This window comes from Chitinophaga flava (genome assembly GCF_003308995.1).
Taxonomy (GTDB): domain Bacteria; phylum Bacteroidota; class Bacteroidia; order Chitinophagales; family Chitinophagaceae; genus Chitinophaga; species Chitinophaga flava.
This window is the reverse complement of sequence record NZ_QFFJ01000001.1, coordinates 1063922-1083700: the sequence shown is the minus strand read 5'-3', so window position 1 is coordinate 1083700 and position 19779 is coordinate 1063922. Positions and strand designations below refer to the sequence as shown.

Sequence of the window (19779 nt, the reverse complement as noted above, 5' to 3'; positions counted from 1 at the left end):
ATTCATTCCACATAAGGCCGGAAGGTCACAAAAAAGGTGCCGTAGCGGCAATAATCCTCATCACAGGCTATAGGCAGCCCTTAGAGAAAGATAGCTGTAGCCACCTTTTTCAAGGATATTTTGTTCAGAAATACCAAAGCCCTGTGGGATACCTGTCAGTTGTAGGCCCAGATCTATTTTGCCTTTGCCCGCAGGCAGTATAACACCGGCAGCTGGTGCAATAGCAAAGCGGTGGCGCATATAATCATTTCCCTTGAAAGCGATGCCAGTACTAACACCGCCATACAAAAAAGACCAGGGATAAAAGCGCATCCCGGCCATTACAGGAATGAGATTGTAAGTGCTGATATGCGTATGGGTCCAGGGATCTTCCAGATCGGTAGAGAAATGTTCAAATCCGGCGGATGCAGTAGCCGCGAATTTTTTATGAAAACGATATTCACCGGACAAGAATCCGCCAATTCCTTTGGCTTCAAGGGCCCGCAGGGTGGAGATGGAAGCAATGGCGCCGGCACTGAATGTAAGTTTTTTCTGCGCGGCCGCCAGGATGGAAAGGGACAGAAAGCCTGCCAGTAGTACAGCTTTTTTCATAGATGAAGTTGACATGTATGAAACGCGTTATGTAAATTAAATGTTACAGGTATTTGGAATTAGGATGGATGATTTTTATATTTATTGACTACCGCTAAAATTCCATGTATGAAAAAAATACTATCAGGTGCAACATTGCTATTATGTTGTTTTTTCTCTCTTTCTGCGCAAAAATATACGGCCGACTGGAGTTCTCTTAACAAACGAGGTATCCCTGCGTGGTTCAACGAAGCCAAGTTTGGCATCTTTATTCACTGGGGGGTATATGCAGTGCCTTCCTTTGCTGTAGTGGGTCCGGGAGGGTATTCTGAGTGGTACTGGTATAATCTGAACGGTACCAAAGAAGGTAGTCATCAGCAGGTGCAGGCATTTCATGACAAACAATACGGAAAGGATTTTACCTATCAGCAGTTTGAAAAACAGTTCACAGCCTCGTTATTTGATCCGGCGCAATGGGCCGATGTTTTCAAACGTTCTGGTGCGAAGTATGTGGTGCTTACATCCAAACATCATGAAGGATATTGTTTGTGGGATAACAAACAGGCAGATGAATCATGGGGCCATGCCTGGAATGCAGTAACGGGAACGCCTAAACGTGATCTGCTGGGAGATCTGACAGCTGCGGTACGTAAGGAAGGGTTGCGTATGGGGTATTATTATTCGTTGTATGAATGGTTTAATCCTTTGTACCGGAAAGACAGGCAGCGCTATGTCAAAGAAGTGATGATGCCACAGTTTAAGGACCTGGTAACGCGTTATAAGCCTGCTGTTATTTTTTCTGATGGGGAATGGGAGATGTCTGATACTGCCTGGCGCAGCACTGAGTTGCTGGCATGGTTGTATAATGAATCGCCGGTAAAGGATGAGGTAGCGGTAGATGACCGCTGGGGCAATAATACCCGGGGCAAAAACAATGGGGCTACTTATCTTACGTCAGAGTATGGCAGCGGGATGCAGCCGGGAGTAGTATGGGAGGAAAGTCAGGGTATCGGGCAGTCTTATGGTTATAACCGGATGGAAAAGGCTGACGACTACAAGAAGAGTAATGATCTGATTTTATTACTGACAGATATTGTGTCACGGGGTGGTAATCTGTTGCTGGACATAGGGCCTACGGCAGATGGGCGTATACCGGTGATCATGCAGCAGCGTTTGCTCGACATTGGCAACTGGCTTAAAGTAAATGGCGAGGCCATCTATGAAACCAAAGCCTGGAAGGAGACCCGGCAGTGGAGTAGTGGCAAGAAGCCTGAAATAAAGGAGGAGAGCTATATGTCGGGGTATAATATTTCGCAGATGGTTGTTCCTTCTTCGACACATGCCCACATAGAAATGTTTTTTACGACCCGTCAGGATGCCTTATATTGCATAGTGCCACGTTTTGAACAACAGCTGCGTATTCGTAATTATACGGCCCCTAGAAACGTTGTCTGTAGTATTCTGGGCAGTAACAAGCCTATCGCCGGGCAGCAGCAGGGCAAGGATTTTGTGATCAATTTATCCGGACTTAAACCGGGAGATATTCCGCAGCAACTATTTGTGGTGAAGATAAAATGAACGCTCATGAACTTTGAAGGTGAATGCCTCCGGGAGGCTGGGCTGCTGGACGCGCCCTCATTGCAGTCTATGTTGGGAGAAGACTGGACCGAAGAAGATATCCGCCGTATCTACCCACGGGCCCTGCCTAATGTGCTGAATGGCAGGGAGCTGCTACTGGTGAAACAGCTGGTGGACATAGATGGTTATTCTCATCTGTATAAGATAGGGCGGTACTATCTGTTTGAAGCTATCGACCGGTGGATGCATGAGGTCTTTGCCAGTGAGCCGTTTATGCTGGAGCTCATCGCAGAAATGAACCATCTCAAAAAAATAAAATAAAAGCCCCGGCCTTTCAGTGCCGGGGTTTTGTATTTTTGGTGGACAATGATAAAACCAATGTCACAAAAGCTTAATATTCTCGCTATCTCTGGAAGTACCCGTCTACAATCCTCCAATCATCAACTGATAAAAGCTGTTGCCAGCCTGGCTGCAGACGTCGCTCATGTAGAGCTGTTTGACGGGCTGACGAATATTCCTCATTTTAACCCTGATTCAGACCATGATAATCCGCCTGCGGAGGTTGTTGCCTTCCGGCACCGTTTGCGGGAAGCAGATGCTGTCCTGATCTGTACGCCGGAATATGCCATCGGTGTGCCGGGTACCCTGAAAAATGCAATCGACTGGACCGTTTCTTCCATGGAGTTTTCCCGGAAGCCGGTAGCACTGATCACAGCCGGTACCTCCGGTTTCAAAGCACATGAATCACTGCTGGGGACCTTGCTGATCATCGAATCGAACATTGCTACCACCGCTCAGATAGTCATCTCCGGCGTAAAAACAAAAATCAATCAGGAGGGCGTTATCACGGACACGGCTACACTGGAAAAGGTACAACAGCTGATAGAGGCCCTGGTGGCTGTAGTGAAAGAAGAGCCTGTTCCATTGATGCCAAGGCCTTCCCTGTTCTGATTATTTTTTATACCATCTTTTCAAGCTGTCGGCTGCGACATCGTATTCGTATACTTTTCTTGTCAGTGTATCGATATATACCCATCCATCTGTTACAAATCTTGGATCGGAGTGGTCTGCTTCTTCTGTATGGTGTCCCAGGTGGAAGATCATGAAAACTGCGGAATCGGTGGTTTCTACCTGGTCCATCATCCAGCGGATGGAGCTGTCTTTCGCCGCATACCGGATCAACTGGTTGTCGGTTGACTTTATAAATTCAATCAGCAGGGAATCCGTCCAGGCCTGCGACTGGCCGTCGGTTTCCTTACTGGCTGTACTGGCTGTCTGTTCCTGTACAGGGGCTGGCTTAGTACTAACAGTGGCAGAATCGGTCTTTACTTCGGTTTGCTGGTTATTCCGGTTTACACAAGCGATGGTCATTAATGCTGGCAGGAGGAAAATAAAATGCTTCTTCATATAACTGTGTGTGATGTAAAACGTCTGCAATTATACTAAAGTAGTTAAATTAAATTATAACTGCCTGTTTTACATGGGGATGATAACTCCTGACATACTGTTGTCACCAGCCCCTGCTAGTTTTGGTATATGACAGAAAGTGATATCATGTGCCACCGGCTGCATAATCAGCTATTGCACAACAGTACCTATACATCCCCCGCAGCCGTAGTACAATGGCTCGGATGCCTCCAGTCCACCGATTACACCGCGGCCAAAGGAAGCATCATCGCCCGTATGCAGGCTTCCGGCAATACGTCTGTCGATACACTCATCAACCAGGGCATCCTGCGCCGCAGCTTCCTGCTCAAACCCATCCATCACCTCGTCACCGCCACCGACAATACCTGGATACAATCCCTCACCACCCCACTTATCAAGACATCCTGTAAACGCCTATGCCATACCCTCAGCATCGATACCCCACTGCTAAAACGCAGCAGACATACCCTCGGAAAAATACTCCGCGACGGACAGTCTTTAACAAGACAACAACTAGCCCCCCACCTTGGCCTATCCCCCAAAGACCTGCGTATCAACATCCTCCTCATGGATGCAGAACTGGAAGGTATCATCTGTAACGGTCCCCTCTCCGGTAAAACATTTACCTACCGCTTACAACCTTCTCAGACGCTCGCCATACCTGCCGAAGAAGCCGTGGCGATGCTGGCACAACGCTACTTCCGTAGCCGCGGACCCGCAAGGCTACAGGATTTCGCCTACTGGAGCAGTCTGCCTACCGTCACGGCTAAAAAAGGACTCTTAGAATGTGCATTGTCCTGTGAAGTCGTGGATGGTGAGGCTTATTGGTTTTCTGCTGATATGGATAGGACGGTGCCTGTTATTCAGGGGGCGTTAGCATTACCGGCGGCGGATGAGTTTTACGTGGGGTATGAGGAAGGGGGATTGGGAAGAGGAGAGGGGCAATTGCGTTGAGGTGATTAAAAAAACAGAGAATAACTCTCCCTGAATTGTTGAGAGGATTGATTAATATATGTTATAGAACTTATGAAACCAGACTTACGGCAGGCAAGCTATTCCGGTGCAGAATGCACACTGGGTTACGTTACCCACTGATGCACATCCCATCTCATCACAGGAGAAATTACCGCAGGTATCTACAGTTCCTACTGTATAAAGGGTTAGATCACCTGTCCCCATTAATTTACTTAAATCAACAACCTTGACTTTTCCAAGGAATAGTTTTTTAGTGGGTTTCTTTTTCATAACATAGAGGTTTGAACTTTATTAAAGTTAGATATTCTCCAGGAAGCGTGATGGCAGGCAAAATGTCTTTCTGTTTTTCAACTGATAATGGTCCGATTAATCCTCTTATCACTCACTTTATAACTCCCTGGAGAACAATGTTCAAATCCTCTATGGTCCAATTAACGCGGCTACATAAATAAAAGTAAAGAAATACCAGGAACCTTTCAAATCCTCTATGGTCCAATTAACGCTTGTCAGAATTTCTTCGGCGTTATCTCCAGTCCACCTTTCAAATCCTCTATGGTCCAATTAACGCTACTAAATGCCAGTCAACCGCCAACTTTATAGTTTCGGCTTTCAAATCCTCTATAGTCCAATTAACGCGCCGGTTGAATAAAGCTCTCGACGATAAGAACCGAACTTTCAAATCCTCTATGGTCCAATTAACGCGAATTTTATAAGTTTCAAAACACCTAGTAGTAAAACCTTTCAAATCCTCTATGGTCCAATTAACGCAGTGGCGCCGCTGAGCAATCCTATAGCCTGATTCTCCTTTCAAATCCTCTATGGTCCAATTAACGCAACTCATTTTTAAAAGACCTACTTCCCTTTATCAACTTTCAAATCCTCTATGGTCCAATTAACGCAACCAATGTATATATAACCGTTTCCAGTTTAACATCTTTCAAATCCTCTATGGTCCAATTAACGCGCTGAAAAGCGATAAGGACAACTGGTTTAAGGATGCCTTTCAAATCCTCTATGGTCCAATTAACGCTATTCAGTAACCAGGCTATCTTTATTATCATATACCTTTCAAATCCTCTATGGTCCAATTAACGCCTGTACCAGTATGGCAGATTTTCAGATCAACATTATCTTTCAAATCCTCTATGGTCCTATTAACGCAGTAAATAGAAAAAAACTAGATAGAGAATCAATTAACTTTCAAATCCTCTATGGTCCAATTAACGCGGCCGGGAGACGGAAGATGGTGAATGGGAAGAGCACTTTCAAATCCTCTATGGTCCAATTAACGCGGTTTTGCCAATGGATTTAGAGGCTAACTATCAGCCTTTCAAATCCTCTATGGTCCAATTAACGCATTAGTAGCTTTAGCAGAATTGGTTGCCGCAGCAGCCTTTCAAATCCTCTATGGTCCAATTAACGCTACAATGTCAAAGAACTTACTCTTACGATTATACCCTTTCAAATCCTCTATGGTCCAATTAACGCCCCACGAACTTAAAGCGCCCCCGCTTCCTACCATGCCCTTTCAAATCCTCTATGGTCCAATTAACGCGAGATTACCACCCATGACGGTGCCCCTGTGATTTTCTTTCAAATCCTCTATGGTCCAATTAACGCAAAGAGGCCATTTCTGCCATGGCAGATGATGGATTACCTTTCAAATCCTCTATGGTCCAATTAACGCCCGGTATCAGATGCCGAAGGATGCATCTTTCTTTACCTTTCAAATCCTCTATGGTCCAATTAACGCTATCAGGTACAGCTTAAATTTTTTAAAGATTGCTTACTTTCAAATCCTCTATGGTCCAATTAACGCGCGGATATACGATTTACAGCCAGATCCGTCACGGGCCTTTCAAATCCTCTATGGTCCAATTAACGCAGTATTACAGATAAGAAGGCCTCTTCCCGTATCTCCCTTTCAAATCCTCTATGGTCCAATTAACGCCAACCATAGCGGTAGACTGGTGGTAGCTTTGTTAACTTTCAAATCCTCTATGGTCCAATTAACGCGAAAGTGACTTTGATGAGAATGATTTTGATTTTAACTTTCAAATCCTCTATGGTCCAATTAACGCTAACGAACTCTGTTTCGTATTCAAAGCTGGTCCGGACTTTCAAATCCTCTATGGTCCAATTAACGCTCGCTTTGGCAGGACTTTAAAGACCGGGTTGCTGAATCCTTTCAAATCCTCTATGGTCCAATTAACGCATGAATCAGACACGCCCAAAGAAGGCTGTTACAAAGCTTTCAAATCCTCTATGGTCCAATTAACGCATTATTATTGGCAAGCCATTCCGATATTTCCGGGTCGTCTTTCAAATCCTCTATGGTCCAATTAACGCATGAATCAGACACGCCCAAAGAAGGCTGTTACAAAGCTTTCAAATCCTCTATGGTCCAATTAACGCATTATTATTGGCAAGCCATTCCGATATTTCCGGGTCGTCTTTCAAATCCTCTATGGTCCAATTAACGCATGAATCAGACACGCCCAAAGAAGGCTGTTACAAAGCTTTCAAATCCTCTATGGTCCAATTAACGCATTATTATTGGCAAGCCATTCCGATATTTCCGGGTCGTCTTTCAAATCCTCTATGGTCCAATTAACGCTTCTTAAAATCAATTAGCTGCTGTATCATTCAAAACTCTTTCAAATCCTCTATGGTCCAATTAACGCCGGGATCTTTTGCACGCCAGTCTTTCAGGCAACCCCTTTCAAATCCTCTATGGTCCAATTAACGCCACCCTTAGTAAATTTTATCTTTTCTAGCGCCAGCTGCCTTTCAAATCCTCTATGGTCCAATTAACGCCGCGTATCTTCTGTGGGCAAAACGGGTTATGTCGACTTTCAAATCCTCTATGGTCCAATTAACGCAGGCACAAGAAGAGGAGACGAACAGATTAATTATGTCTTTCAAATCCTCTATGGTCCAATTAACGCTGCTACGCTACTATCTGCCGTTTGTGAGACACGTGACAACTTTCAAATCCTCTATGGTCCAATTAACGCGTCCGGTTCGTTCTACGTGGGGATGAGCTTTTGGGCTCTTTCAAATCCTCTATGGTCCAATTAACGCAAATTTTTGATCTTTTAACCAGTTGCCGAAGTGGCCTTTCAAATCCTCTATGGTCCAATTAACGCGGCGCGCCACGTCGGGCTTTTTGTTAGAAATACTCCTTTCAAATCCTCTATGGTCCAATTAACGCGGCCTATATAGGTTCTGTACTCTTCCCATTCTGGACTTTCAAATCCTCTATGGTCCAATTAACGCGGCTGGCGTAGTGTCCGGCGGATGATCCACACTTCCTTTCAAATCCTCTATGGTCCAATTAACGCCCTCAAACTCTTTGGGTGGGCAGGGTTATGTTGTGACTTTCAAATCCTCTATGGTCCAATTAACGCCGGACCTGTGGAATGTTACTCCTGGGTTTATTACCAGCTTTCAAATCCTCTATGGTCCAATTAACGCGCAATAAATTCACTTGCTGTCATGTTTTTAAATTTTACTTTCAAATCCTCTATGGTCCAATTAACGCGGGTGGCGGATTTCTTTCTAGTTCAATCCTGCATAGGCTCTTTCAAATCCTCTATGGTCCAATTAACGCTTTTACCGGAATCGGCAAGGGCCTGCATCTGTAACGCCCTTTCAAATCCTCTATGGTCCAATTAACGCCCTCCTTTTCCTCTCTAAAAAAAGCCTTGTAATCAAGGCGTTGTAAAATTCAAATACACCATTTCAGGATACTAAAGTCGTCGATGTATAATAGTATGATTACCCCTGGACATCGACGACTAATTTAAGCTGTTGGAAATCAATAGTTTGATTTTTTTCTTTCAAAGATCTGCTGATGGATTAGCGTATTTTAGGTATCATGGACGACTAAAACATATTATCGAGATTGTTTTTCTCGAGTCCGACGACTTGTTTATCCAGCCATTTTTCCTGTCGGCTGCTGAAGATAATGATGCTGTCATAAGAGGGATCAATTATTTCTTTGGCTTTAAGGAGTAGTTCTTTCAGTTTTACTTCGGTGAGTTCTCCTTCGAAGACACTGTTTTGAATCCAGTTAAGATAGCGTCTGCATAGTTTGAGCATTTTACCGACTCTTTTCTGATCTATGTCATATACTAAGATGATATACATTTTTTAGATTGGGTAAATATCAGCTACCACCAGGCTTTAAAGGGTTTATATTCCTCTATGTTTAAAATATGTTTAACGAGTTTGTAGCATTCGAGTTTTATGAGATGTTTGTAGGTGACATTTCTACCCAGGGATCTGTGTTTGATGGTTTCGTTGAGTTTGTCGTCCCAGGCTTTAACAACTTTTTTTCTTCCATTTTCTTTTAACAGACAGCTATTGAGTTGATGGTCAAAGTCCTGAGTTTGTATTTGCCGTTTGTTTAATAAGGAGAAGATAAGCCGGTCTACAAGAATAGGTTTGAATATTTCGGAGAGATCCAGGGCGAGTGAATAACGCCGGTATCCGGGTTGATGCAGAAAGCTGATGGTAGGATTGAGTTGTGTATGGTGGATCATATCCAGACAGAGCGTATAACACATCATGTTTAAAAATGAAATCAGGGCATTTATCTCATTGGATGGAGGTTGTTTGGTACGAGTGCCCATCTCAAAATCATTAATGATAAGATCAAATGCCTGGTAATAGGTGAGGCGTATTTGTCCTTCTACTCCCATCAGTTCTTCAATACTCTTTGCCGATGATATTTGTGGCGCCATTTGAGAGATCGTATCTATCTGGACGCTGGTGTCTTTGTCTCTATTATTATAATAACGAAGGTTTTTAAGGATGTTGAATGCTGCTCCTTCAATAAATTTACTGGCGATAGACAACCTTTTGGATGAGTTTGAATAATGTTCTGTTTGTGCGATAATAACTTTTCCACTTAAAAGAAAGTCTTTGGGCATGAAGCTTCCTGTGTAGTGTTCGTAGTGGTCAAAGAAATGGACACTGATTTGTTCTTTTCCCAGAAAGTTGTATAAAGCGCTGTTGGCATCCAGACTGCCAAAGGTATACAGGTTGTCTACTGATTCGACAGGTATATAACGGGGAGCTCCTTCTGTGCCCAGATCGTCAACAGGCGTGAATTTTAATGAATTGTCCCTGCGGCTTATTCTTCCGGGGTTAAAGAGGTAATAACTTTTCTTCATAGAAAAAATAATTATTCTTCGATATAACAAAGTTCATAATAGGAACAGCTCTTACAGATTTTACTTTTGATTTTATCCGGACATTTGTCCGATTGTTGTAAATGCTGTATTGTGGTGATGGTGTTTGTAAGATGCTGAATGTCGTAACTGGTTAATTGAACAGTAGTGGAAGTCCTGAGTTTTGGGTATTCCAATATCGCCTGGACATCAGGGATGTCATTTAATAGCAGGAGCCATATGTAAAATTTTGCCTGCCACTCGTGGGCGACTTCTGCTTTGTCACTACGTTTGGTTTCATGGATTATTTTTTGTTTTGCATCATAAAAATCAATTTTTCCGGTTAATGGAATATTGTTGAAACAGGCTGATAGTGTTATTTCAGTATATTTTTCAGGACGTTGGGAATAACTGGTTTCGTGTAACAGTTTCCCGTCATATACAGTTTCAGATGTATGTTCCATATTAATTCCATGCGTATGTAGCCACATTTCCCTGGGGCATATATGGAATAATTGGATAAGTGTGCCATTGACAGACATAGTTAAATGAAATTGACGTCAGAGAATGCTTTGCTATTCAGTCCATGAACATATTCGTATATTTTTCCCTCAGTCCTCTCATCATCCCAGTGGGTTAAGTATATGTATCCCAGTTTTTCATCTCCAAATTGCTTCAGCATATTTTTATGCTGGTTGGCATGATATATCAGAGAGAAAGTATACTTCGATAATATGCTTTGTAGTATTTTGAAATTTTGAAGAATACTTATGTCGAAATTTTTCTGTTTCTTTTTCTGTTGGACCAGTAGTTCATAAACTCCCCATACGGCCGCTCCATCCATCATATTGTTGTCCGGGTATACCTCAAATTGTTTCAAGAAAGAAAGTTCACCGGATGAAAAAATTGCTTCTTCTATTCCGGTTTCTTCTCCTTCAATGGATATTGGTATTTTTAAAGGAACAAAAACGCTGATATTCTGCTGGTCTATAATCTTAAATTTCTCATTAGCTTTTATAAAATGAAGGTGGGATAAGGAAAATTTATAAGCATCCAGATCGTCAATATAACCGTGATTGTTACTCTCATCTATAAATTCCAGGACTTCTTCATACAAATATCTGAAGCCTTTTTCTTTGAGTATTCGCTGGTAGGTGTCATGGTTTATTTTCTCTTTGGTTTGCCGGTATCGGATATCACTATTGTATAACAATCCGGCATTATCTACATTGAATAAATACACTTCGCAACAACCTTTCATTGCATTTCTATTAACCCTGCCTGCCAGCTGTTCGTCTGAATCAAGTAACGAAGTATTCTTAAATCCCAGGTCCATGTCTATATCTACACCGGCTTCTACCACCTGGGTGGTTATTAGTAGAATGTTGCTTTTTGTATTAGCAGATCGTTTAATGAAATTGATAATCTCTCTGCGACGAGGTTCCAGCACAGTTCCGGATAGGATGAGTATTTTGTCGAAAGGGTGCTGCATCGTATTGATTTCTCTTAGAAACTCAGCAGCGGAGTTTTTAAAAATGAATTCAATAATAGTTTTTACACTGCCCTTCTGCTGAATATATAATTCTGATTTTTCAATAACAGCTGCTGCAAGAGCTGGTAAAGTGGTTACTTTGTTTAACAGTTCAAAGTTGAAACGGACCCTGTCTGCAAAATTGGGATTCGTAATATATTTTCTGGCATTGGGTAATAAATCAACAAAGTCTGGTTGGGTTTCAAGTCCTACGCTAAGGCTACTTATTTTAGGAAGGGTAGCAGACATCAATACAAACCGTATATTGAAGTAAGTAGCATACTGACTAATAAAATATAACATCTTATCCCAGATATCTGGAGTATACGACTGAATTTCATCTATTATCACGATGGAGTTTGCCAGCCGATGTAATAAATAATTACTCTCTTTACGATTGGTTTTGAGTATGTCAAAAAAACTAACGTGAGATAATAGTGTCAGCGGATAAAGGGCAAACAGGTTATTGATGTAATCTTTGTATTCATCTCCATAAAATCCTTCCTTTTCATTTTGTTGAGACCCGGATTGAAATTCTGCTTTGGAGTGAATAGCTATAATTTCACCCTCTTCCAGGCCCATAGATTTTTTGAGGAATTGATGGGTTTGAGTGATAAGTGTCGTAAATGGAAATACATAGAACACTTTGTTTAACTCCAGATTCTTTTCCAGAAGGGTTGTAACTGTTATGACAGATAAATTGGTTTTTCCACCGCCAGTAGGAGCCTCCAGGTAAAAGAGCCGCTTGCCCCAATGGGCTTTTAAAGTGCTTAAAACTTCCTGTGCCATTTGCTGACGCAATCTCTTGAGGTTATCGTTTGATTTTTCCTCTGGAAAGACGAATGGAAGGTCGGATCCACTACTGAAAGTTTTTGCATTGTATTCAAACTGACGGAAGTCCTTGATAATTTCTGATAGTCTGCCTCTTTTGTCGAAAACGCCAAATGCTGTTGTTGCCGCTTCTTTTCCTCCCTGGCTGCTATTCATATATTCATGTGTAGCCAGGTAATCGGAGGCAGTGAGTAAAGAGAAGTTGAGCTTAACTAATGCGAATAACTTAAATGGATTTCCTGATCCCACTTTGGTGGCTGTAGGCTTCCATTTCAGGAGTATTTCGTCCAGATCTTTTTTTAATTGATACTCGTTTATCTGCATCATGTATTGATCTGGATACTTTGTCAGAGAGGTAAAAATATTTTGGATCTGACGATAGCTATACGGGTCATCGGGCGCAGTATCTGGTAGGATACTACTATGATGCCTGAGAATGGAAATGCCTAGTTGTAGTGTACAGTAGGAGAGGTTCTCTCTGGTTTGCTGGGGTATTTCCAGCTCTTTTATCTGATTAAAATGATAACAGAGATAAATAAAAGTACCAAGCAGGGAATGTCCATGTGGCGGATCCATTACGGTTTCCTGATTCGGAGAAAAATGTTTGTTCTTCATTCTCTTTACCTGAAAGGCTTCATTTATTTTTCCGAAATCATGGAAAACAATGATATGCACGAATAGCTGTTTGAGAAAGTCTCCAGCTATTGCGCTGGATTCCCAGTCCTTTACTATATCGAGAATCAGATTATCTATAACCTTCTCCAGTCCGTGGGCAGTCACCAGCTCCTTGAAATAATAATTAACCAACAGTATATGCGTTGTTAATAATTCTTCCTTATGTGTAGGGTGGATGTGTGCCCAGTATAACGGCGCGTTTTGGAGTATAGTTGCGGTATTGGGCGCACTATCCAGTGTCTCTTTAATTGTTTTTGGCATCAGAATAACTGAATTATTTGTTGTTCTGTTTCTTCACTTGTTAATTGATATAAGCCGGGAATGGGTTGGTCGGGGTTAAGCGACCAGGTAGTAAATGCGAAATTGGAGAGTTTATACTGCATTAATTCCTCATTAAAACCAATTGGCAACTCTTCGAAGTAACAGAAAGAACCATAGGGAATACTTTCCGGAACCTGTATAGCACTCGATTTAATAAAAAGAGAGGTGATATTATAACTTTCTGGAGGTTGCACAGGTTGGTGCCGGTAGACTGTAATATTACCATCTATCCACGCCTGGTATTCATTCTTACCCATATAGGGTATAAAGGTTGCATTACCTGAAGCCAGTTGATCATACAACATTTGGTGATCGGGATTACTCAGGTCTAACAACAGGTAACAGCGATATGCCGGTTGAATAACCATGGTTTCTTCCACCAACAGAGGGCCATCTTCATTGGCATAACCTACTGTGTTACTATACTTGACAGTTGTTTTTCTGAAATGTCCGTTTTCATGATCAAGTGGTTGTATGCCTACCAGCATATCCCGCAATTTGCGGTAATATGCTGGTAGTTCTCCTTTTTTTTGATATCCTTCCATACCTGCAATTGCCCCCAATATGCCCAGTAGTGCCGGTTTGTGGAGCATGTTGTAGGAGAGAAGTATTCCGTCGTTATGTTCCGGTTTCTTAAAGAACCCAAAGTCCGCTCTGAGATCAAAGGAAATCAGTTTTTCATTCGTCATGACTATTAGTTGAGCTCGTTGATGATAATGTTTTCAGGTGCGTTGATGACTTTGGTTACTGCCTGATTATAGTAGATTTCGATTTTATCAATTTCTTTTTGAGTGTTTTCTCTGGAGAGAAGTGCGGACACTTTGGATAGATCAATTTCTCTTTCTTTATTGATATCAATGAGGTTTACCAAAGAAGGAAGTACCATTCTGGAGCCCTCTTTCAGCTGTATCCACATTAATGCTTCATTTTCTACTCCGGCTTTGGCGGCTGAATCATAAAAGGTGACACCGTTTTTCATGGCTTCTTTCAGGATTGTAATATCTTTCATACTAAGACCATGGTGATTTACCTGTTTGTTCATTTCTTCCAGGTTATGGGGATTGATGGAGAAATGATGGACATAATGCCCTTCGCTCAGTTTGAATTGGGTGCCCAATGTTGTTTGCATGGAATCGTTGCTCGTGTCTCCGGAGTTCCTGAAGGGAGAGGATATTTGTTCGGAATAGATATAGCCGTCTTCGAATTTGTTTACACCATGGGTAATTTGGACTGTTCCATGTAAGGATAGGTTGACATCTTTACTGGCAAATGTTCCACCAAAGATCCGGACATCCAGACAGCTCAGCATATTTTCAAGAATGATTTTTCGTGCTTTCTGAGATTCTTTTTTATCACCTTTGGGTATTGGTCCGAAGAACCTGGTATAGGTTTCTTCAAGGCTTCTTGGCTGCATTTCTTCACTCAGGCTTTTGAAATAGAATATTTTTTCGTCGTTATGGTGTTTGGTGAGGTAGTTCCTGATGCTGTATTTAAAGGCTTTGTCTGTTGCATAAACGGAACCATCAGGTAAGGTTCTGGGTTGATGAGAGAAATCTGCATTGTAGTTTGCATTGATTGATTTGACAATGGCACAGCCAAATACACGGTTGTTAAAAGGATTGTTCATTGACTTGATGGTTTTATTTGTTCGAGGTGAATGTTATATGTTTACTGTTATTGCCAGAATTTAATTTTCATTTTTTTCTCTGGAAGTGCTGAAGAGCGCATTTTCAGAAAAGTATCCCGATACTAAACTGGGCATTAAATCCTGGATATTGGTGTTGGTACTATGGGCCGTTACTGCTGCAATGGATCGATCAAAACCGGAAGAAAACAGCTCATGAATATAGCTCGCCAATAATTTTACAATAGCTTTGTTAAGATTAGAGGCGCTGACATGGCGGAGGAAAGGATCTAATAGTTTATGGCTTTTGTCTTGACTTCTGCTTCTATATAATAGTTGGTATATAACCTGTCCTGCGGCAAAGGCATATTGATCATCGGATTCGATGTGCACTTCATTTTTTGCAAGTTTTTTAATGAAGTCCTGATGTTCTTTTAGTTTGTTCGCCATCGTTTCTTTGGATTTATTATGTGATAGATTAAATTTTTCTGAGAGACTAAACCAGATGTTCAGTTTTTCCCTTATGTTCCTGTCTTCCTTGTCATAGCCGTTTTCAATTTTATCGAGCCTGATATCTTCAAGAATACTGATTCGAAGTATGCTGTCGAACATCTGTTGTGTTACGGATGATTTTATTGATTTATAGATGTAATCATAGAATGCATTTCGGTATTCCATAACAAGCAGGAATGTCCGATCCGATTTGCAGTATTCAGGGTCAATATCTTCGAAGTACCGGTACTGATATGTTCGGGCTTTTGTTTTAGTGATCAATGCGTTGTTGAAAATGGGCTGAAGTACAGCTTGCTGAAGTTCAAATACATTGTCAATGTAGTTGGAGGATTTGCTGTTAAACAAATCCTTGATATGCCATGGGTTGTTTTCTTCATCTCGTAGGTAATATTGAAAATTATCTACTGCGCCAAAATCTTTAATGGATCCACGATCATAGTATAGGAGGTGATAGTTGTGTAGCTGTAAATCGTGCTTGTAATAAAGCTCTTCAATGATTTCCCTGAAACCAACCCTTTCTTTGATTTCTGCATTTTTCTTAAACAGTGCAATAGCATCTTTCCCAAGATGACCTTTGGGGGAATCAGGTAAATCATCTTTATGAATGAAAATAGGTAAAGGGTTAGGTAAAATACCTCTGCCTATTATTTCTTGAAAGTCATAGAGGTTTCTGGCAGTTTGTGTACTGATTCTATTCGCTATATCAAAGGAGGCTGTCTGGTGTGTGAGAAATGGTTTTTTAGTTGGATATCCGTTTTGGAAATTACTGGTGCCGTGAAGAATACCTTCGTAAAGCTGGTTGTATTCATTGGTGTTAAACAGCTTATCTGTTAAATACTGGTTGTTGGCCTGTTCATATTTTTCCCTTGGTACATCCAGGTAAAATATAACGTATTCGGCATCTTTTACCTGATCATATAATGGTACCAGATTTAACCAGGAATTGAATTTCTCTTCCGAGTCAAGCGCCTGCGCAAATACCTTTACATACTCCTGATCTTCTTTCGACGGCACCAGGGCAATGGCTTTATCGAAATAGGCATTTATTCTTTCATATACCTGTGTTTTGGTGTTGGATTTATACTTCTCACCTCCGGTGAGGTTTTCACGCTTAATAGCCACACAGTAAGGAGAACAGGAATGAATGGCTTTTATAGGGAGGTCGAAACATTTGTTGGTATCCACGCACCAGGAAAGCCTCGATAGTGCAGCGCTTTCTTTAATAAATTTGTTCTCCTCCATGGTGGAGTCTTTTTTTCTGGTAAAGGCATATTGTACCAGGGAGTTGTTGTCCATGAAAATCCTTCCATCTTTTTGTTGAATTCTTAACAGGATATGGAGCCCTTCCTTGACTTTGATGCCAATGGATTTAAATGCAGGGTCAAGGGATTCGATGAATCCCGATAAAACGTTGATCATAGAAATGTTGTTTTATAAAGCCACAGCTATTCAATCCTGACTAGTTAAGTGTAGCAAGGATGAATGTAATACCTTGGTGGTTCGATTAGTGGGGTTGGGGTATAATTAGTTAGATAAACTTGATTGTTTAGTTTCGAGTCCTAATTTAATAAATAAAAATCATCTATATGGCAATATAGCATTTTTATTTTTCTTTTTTATTTATGGTTGGTCGAATTTTATTTGATAGGTGCTTTTTTGTATTTTTAAAAAATAACCTTATGGATAATAGGTATTGAAACTCTATCTGGCAATATGTGTGCTTTATAATTGAACCACTTTTTATAAGGTTAAGGTCTTATCTTCACGCTTCCCATGCACAAACTATTATAGAGTCCAACTCCACTATTAATCAACAGCTCTAATGCATCCGCATTGGCTTTTGCTTTCAGCAAAAAATTCATATACCCTCTGATTTTAGTCTCTCCTGGTGTTCCGGCTTTAATCGTTGTCAACCTGGACTTAGGCGGATTAGACATTAGTTCTACGGCTATTTTAGCATCCTCAAATACAGCCTTGCTTGCTTCCTCTCCATAAAGTGTTCGATGTTTCTCCTTCCAGTTGAACATGATCAGACCACAAAAAGCCTCATGGTCCGGAGATAAGAAATTATAATGGCCATTAGTACTTTTTTGCCCGCAGACGATAGGGGATATGGGCTCCAGTGTTAGTTCGTGGGAATGAGTATCATTTTCTGCGAACAAGGGTGGTAGTATTTCTACGGAGGTAATGCTGAAGGTAGCCTTACTTTTAAAGTCAGCGATTTCAATCTGCTGATTCATAAATAGGCCCTTTATGAAGGTGGACGCAGCTTGCGGCAAATGAAAAGAGAGGATCAAAATGGCTTCATTGCTTAGTAAACACAGCCTGTCACCTTTAATCCTGAAGGGCGTATTTAAATCGGAACAGGTAAAGAGTTTGAAGGCTTTAAGGGAATTGTCCCTGGTATACCCTCGATCATGCAGGAAGGTGGCGTAGTCAGCATCTCCTTGCGCCAATATTTTATAAATGACAGCTGAAAGTGGGTACTGGTAGTTTACAGGTATAACAGAACTAGGCCGTTTAGCGGTGATTATGATCTTGACTTGCATAGTATTGTTTAGAGCGGTTCAGTATTGCTACCGAACAAACCTTACAAATTTTTTCCAGGAATTTGTAAATGGAATGTAAATCCGTATATCTACTTATTAGAAAATATTTCTATCTTATCTGTCATGAAACATTTATTGATACCGCTACTATTATCCTCATTACTCTGCACCGCCCAGCAGAAACAAATCGCCATCACGATAGACGACGCGCCTATCATGGCCCTGCCGGAGAGCTATACACCTGCCCAACTCAAAGCCACCAACGAAAAACTCCTGCAAAAGATCACGGCGCTGCATACACCGGTGAGCATCTTCATCAATGCTGCGAACTGCATAACACCAGAACGTCTGCAGCTGCTGAAACAATGGGTGAACAATCCTCTGATTACTTTAGGAAGCCATACATTGAACCATTCTAATTGCGCGGATTTATCGATCGATAGTTTCAAGATGGAGGTGATGATTAATGATTATATCATTCGGTCTGTGGCGAAAGGTAAGCCTGTGCCTTATTTCAGGTTCCCGTATAATGCTATGGGTAAGGATAGTATGGCGCAGGCATTGCGATTGGAGTACTTAAAAGGAAAGAATTATACAGCTGTTCCGTTTACTATAGAAAGCGACGATTATATGTATGAAACATTGTACCAGGATGCATTAAAGAAGAAGGATAAAGAGAAAGCTAAAGAAGTGGCAACTGCTTACATAAAATACACGTTGCATTGTTTCACATATTTTGAGCAGCTAACAAAGGAACTATTTGGAAGGGATATATCACAAATCTATCTCTGTCACGTAAATCAGCTGAATACTGATTATTACGGAGAGTTGATGAAAGCTTTGCAGGGGAGAGGGTATCAGTTTGTTTCCCTGGAGAAGGCGATGCAGGACAAAGCATATACTACACCGGTCTATTATCATCAGCAATATGGTTTTTCCTGGCTGTTCCGCTGGATACCGGAAACGGATAAACGAAAACAGTATCTGCGAAACAGCCCGGAACCGGATATTTACAACGCCTATGAAGCGCTGAAGGCAAAGAAATAAGGCATCAGGCTGTTTGTAACCTGGCTTTGATTTTTTCCAGTTGATGGATATGCCGTTTGGTGTGGATGTTTATAAACTGTATCCATTCCAGACGAGTAAACGGACCGAAGCCAGGAAGTTCAAAATCCAGGCAGGTATCTTCCAGGGGGACGGTTTGAGCAGCATGCACTAGTTTCTCCCAGATTTGACGAACCTCTTGCAGCAGTGCTTCCTTTTGATGGCTGTCTTGTGTTGGGAGCACCATTTCGGGGGATTGCATCTGAATATCAAAGTTGAGGAAGAGCTCTTTGATAGCAGTTACCTTCTCATCCGGCTGACGGTCGCTGGGAGCCACATTGCCGTATACGATACCGCAGTTACCGGCCTTGGTGATATGTTCTGCTACCTGTCCTGCTGTCCAGCTTCCTTCGAAGGGGCGGGTATTGATCTGTTCTTCTGAAAACGAGGAAAGCAGTTGCAGCAGTGAGCTGCCTGTAGTTTCTACTTCCTGCACAAGTTGTTGTCTCATATTTACCGGATTGATGTTTGTAGCAAACTTAGTATCATTTTCTCAGTCGGGGCATGGTGAAAAGTGACTTTTCACAGGGTGCATTGCGACAATCCAATTTAATCTTTATCTTGTATCTGAAATCAATTCCACGTACAAATCAACACACCATGGATTTACAGACATTTGTTACTTCCGTAAAAGCTGCCCGTCCGCCAGACGGACTGACCGTTCACCTGCAATCCCTGTGGTATGCAGGTAAAGGCGATTGGGACCAGGCCCATGAGCTGGTACAGGATTTACCCGACCGCGATGCAGCCCATATCCATGCCTACCTCCACAGGGTGGAAGGCGATCAGTGGAATGCGGACTACTGGTACCGTCGGGCCGGAGAGAAAAGCCCTGCCGTAAGCCTGGAAATCGAATGGGAACAACTGGTCAGCAGGTTCATGTCTACAACAACAAAATAATCA

Annotated in this window: 18 protein-coding genes and 1 CRISPR repeat array; of the genes, 6 read left to right on the top strand and 12 right to left on the bottom strand. The window is 41.8% G+C overall.

Features of this window, described 5'->3' with window-relative positions:
* Positions 1 to 60: 60 nt before the first annotated feature.
* A complete protein-coding gene (locus tag DF182_RS04220; RefSeq protein WP_113614419.1) occupies positions 61 to 591 on the bottom strand; it encodes a hypothetical protein in 531 nt (176 codons plus the stop codon).
* A 108-nt stretch (positions 592 to 699) separates the two neighbouring features.
* On the opposite strand from DF182_RS04220, the gene DF182_RS04215 reads away from it, so the two are divergent.
* Genes DF182_RS04215 through DF182_RS04205 form a run of 3 tightly spaced genes read left to right on the top strand, consistent with a single transcriptional unit; the run spans position 700 to position 3099 of the window.
* Positions 700 to 2148, top strand: coding sequence for an alpha-L-fucosidase (locus DF182_RS04215; protein WP_113614418.1), 1449 nt, complete (start codon positions 700 to 702; stop codon positions 2146 to 2148).
* 6 nt (positions 2149 to 2154) lie between these two features.
* On the top strand, positions 2155 to 2469 hold the full coding sequence (locus DF182_RS04210) for a hypothetical protein (protein ID WP_113614417.1): 315 nt from the start codon (positions 2155 to 2157) through the stop codon (positions 2467 to 2469).
* Between the two features lie 57 nt (positions 2470 to 2526).
* Positions 2527 to 3099: an NADPH-dependent FMN reductase gene (locus tag DF182_RS04205; RefSeq protein ID WP_211327052.1), complete on the top strand. Its 573-nt coding sequence runs from the start codon at positions 2527 to 2529 to the stop codon at positions 3097 to 3099.
* Here the strand turns inward: DF182_RS04205 and DF182_RS04200 are convergent, their stop codons facing one another.
* Entirely contained in the window at positions 3100 to 3555 is a 456-nt protein-coding gene (locus DF182_RS04200) for a hypothetical protein (protein WP_147243344.1), read from the bottom strand.
* A gap of 129 nt (positions 3556 to 3684) precedes the next feature.
* Here DF182_RS04200 and DF182_RS04195 point away from each other — a divergent pair, with 129 nt between their 5' ends.
* A complete protein-coding gene (locus tag DF182_RS04195) occupies positions 3685 to 4530 on the top strand; it encodes a DNA glycosylase AlkZ-like family protein (protein ID WP_113614414.1) in 846 nt (281 codons plus the stop codon).
* A gap of 84 nt (positions 4531 to 4614) precedes the next feature.
* Here the strand turns inward: DF182_RS04195 and DF182_RS32090 are convergent, their stop codons facing one another.
* The 9 genes from DF182_RS32090 to cas6 form a co-directional block, all read right to left on the bottom strand.
* Positions 4615 to 4821: a hypothetical protein gene (locus DF182_RS32090; protein WP_147243343.1), complete on the bottom strand. Its 207-nt coding sequence runs from the start codon at positions 4819 to 4821 to the stop codon at positions 4615 to 4617.
* Between the two features lie 138 nt (positions 4822 to 4959).
* A CRISPR array of direct repeats spans positions 4960 to 8232; the repeat unit is 30 nt; unit sequence CTTTCAAATCCTCTATGGTCCAATTAACGC.
* Between the two features lie 207 nt (positions 8233 to 8439).
* Positions 8440 to 8703: a CRISPR-associated endonuclease Cas2 gene (gene cas2 / locus DF182_RS04190; RefSeq protein WP_113614413.1), complete on the bottom strand. Its 264-nt coding sequence runs from the start codon at positions 8701 to 8703 to the stop codon at positions 8440 to 8442.
* Between the two features lie 23 nt (positions 8704 to 8726).
* The gene (gene cas1b / locus DF182_RS04185; RefSeq protein WP_113614412.1) at positions 8727 to 9731 is read right to left on the bottom strand and encodes a type I-B CRISPR-associated endonuclease Cas1b; all 1005 of its coding nucleotides are present in this window, start codon (positions 9729 to 9731) and stop codon (positions 8727 to 8729) included.
* A gap of 11 nt (positions 9732 to 9742) precedes the next feature.
* Positions 9743 to 10270, bottom strand: a complete 528-nt coding sequence (gene cas4, locus DF182_RS04180) for a CRISPR-associated protein Cas4 (RefSeq protein ID WP_113614411.1) — start codon at positions 10268 to 10270, stop codon at positions 9743 to 9745.
* 2 nt (positions 10271 to 10272) lie between these two features.
* Complete coding sequence (gene cas3, locus DF182_RS04175) at positions 10273 to 13026, bottom strand: CRISPR-associated helicase Cas3' (protein ID WP_113614410.1); 2754 nt, start codon at positions 13024 to 13026, stop codon at positions 10273 to 10275.
* A complete protein-coding gene (gene cas5 / locus DF182_RS04170; RefSeq protein WP_113614409.1) occupies positions 13026 to 13775 on the bottom strand; it encodes a CRISPR-associated protein Cas5 in 750 nt (249 codons plus the stop codon). Before cas5 ends, cas3 begins: the two co-directional genes overlap by 1 nt.
* 5 nt (positions 13776 to 13780) lie before the next feature.
* Positions 13781 to 14713, bottom strand: a complete 933-nt coding sequence (locus DF182_RS04165; protein WP_113614408.1) for a type I CRISPR-associated protein Cas7 — start codon at positions 14711 to 14713, stop codon at positions 13781 to 13783.
* A gap of 60 nt (positions 14714 to 14773) precedes the next feature.
* Positions 14774 to 16642, bottom strand: coding sequence for a hypothetical protein (locus DF182_RS04160; protein ID WP_113614407.1), 1869 nt, complete (start codon positions 16640 to 16642; stop codon positions 14774 to 14776).
* A gap of 329 nt (positions 16643 to 16971) precedes the next feature.
* The gene (cas6, locus tag DF182_RS04155) at positions 16972 to 17772 is read right to left on the bottom strand and encodes a CRISPR-associated endoribonuclease Cas6 (protein WP_113614406.1); all 801 of its coding nucleotides are present in this window, start codon (positions 17770 to 17772) and stop codon (positions 16972 to 16974) included.
* A gap of 123 nt (positions 17773 to 17895) precedes the next feature.
* Between cas6 and DF182_RS04150 the strand changes: the two genes are divergently transcribed.
* Complete coding sequence (locus DF182_RS04150; protein ID WP_113614405.1) at positions 17896 to 18819, top strand: polysaccharide deacetylase family protein; 924 nt, start codon at positions 17896 to 17898, stop codon at positions 18817 to 18819.
* Positions 18820 to 18823: 4 nt separating this feature from the next.
* On the opposite strand, the gene DF182_RS04145 is transcribed toward DF182_RS04150, so the two are convergent.
* Positions 18824 to 19327, bottom strand: a complete 504-nt coding sequence (locus DF182_RS04145; protein WP_113614404.1) for a DinB family protein — start codon at positions 19325 to 19327, stop codon at positions 18824 to 18826.
* A 149-nt stretch (positions 19328 to 19476) separates the two neighbouring features.
* Here DF182_RS04145 and DF182_RS04140 point away from each other — a divergent pair, with 149 nt between their 5' ends.
* On the top strand, positions 19477 to 19776 hold the full coding sequence (locus DF182_RS04140; RefSeq protein ID WP_113614403.1) for a hypothetical protein: 300 nt from the start codon (positions 19477 to 19479) through the stop codon (positions 19774 to 19776).
* The last annotated feature ends 3 nt before the right edge of the window (positions 19777 to 19779 follow it).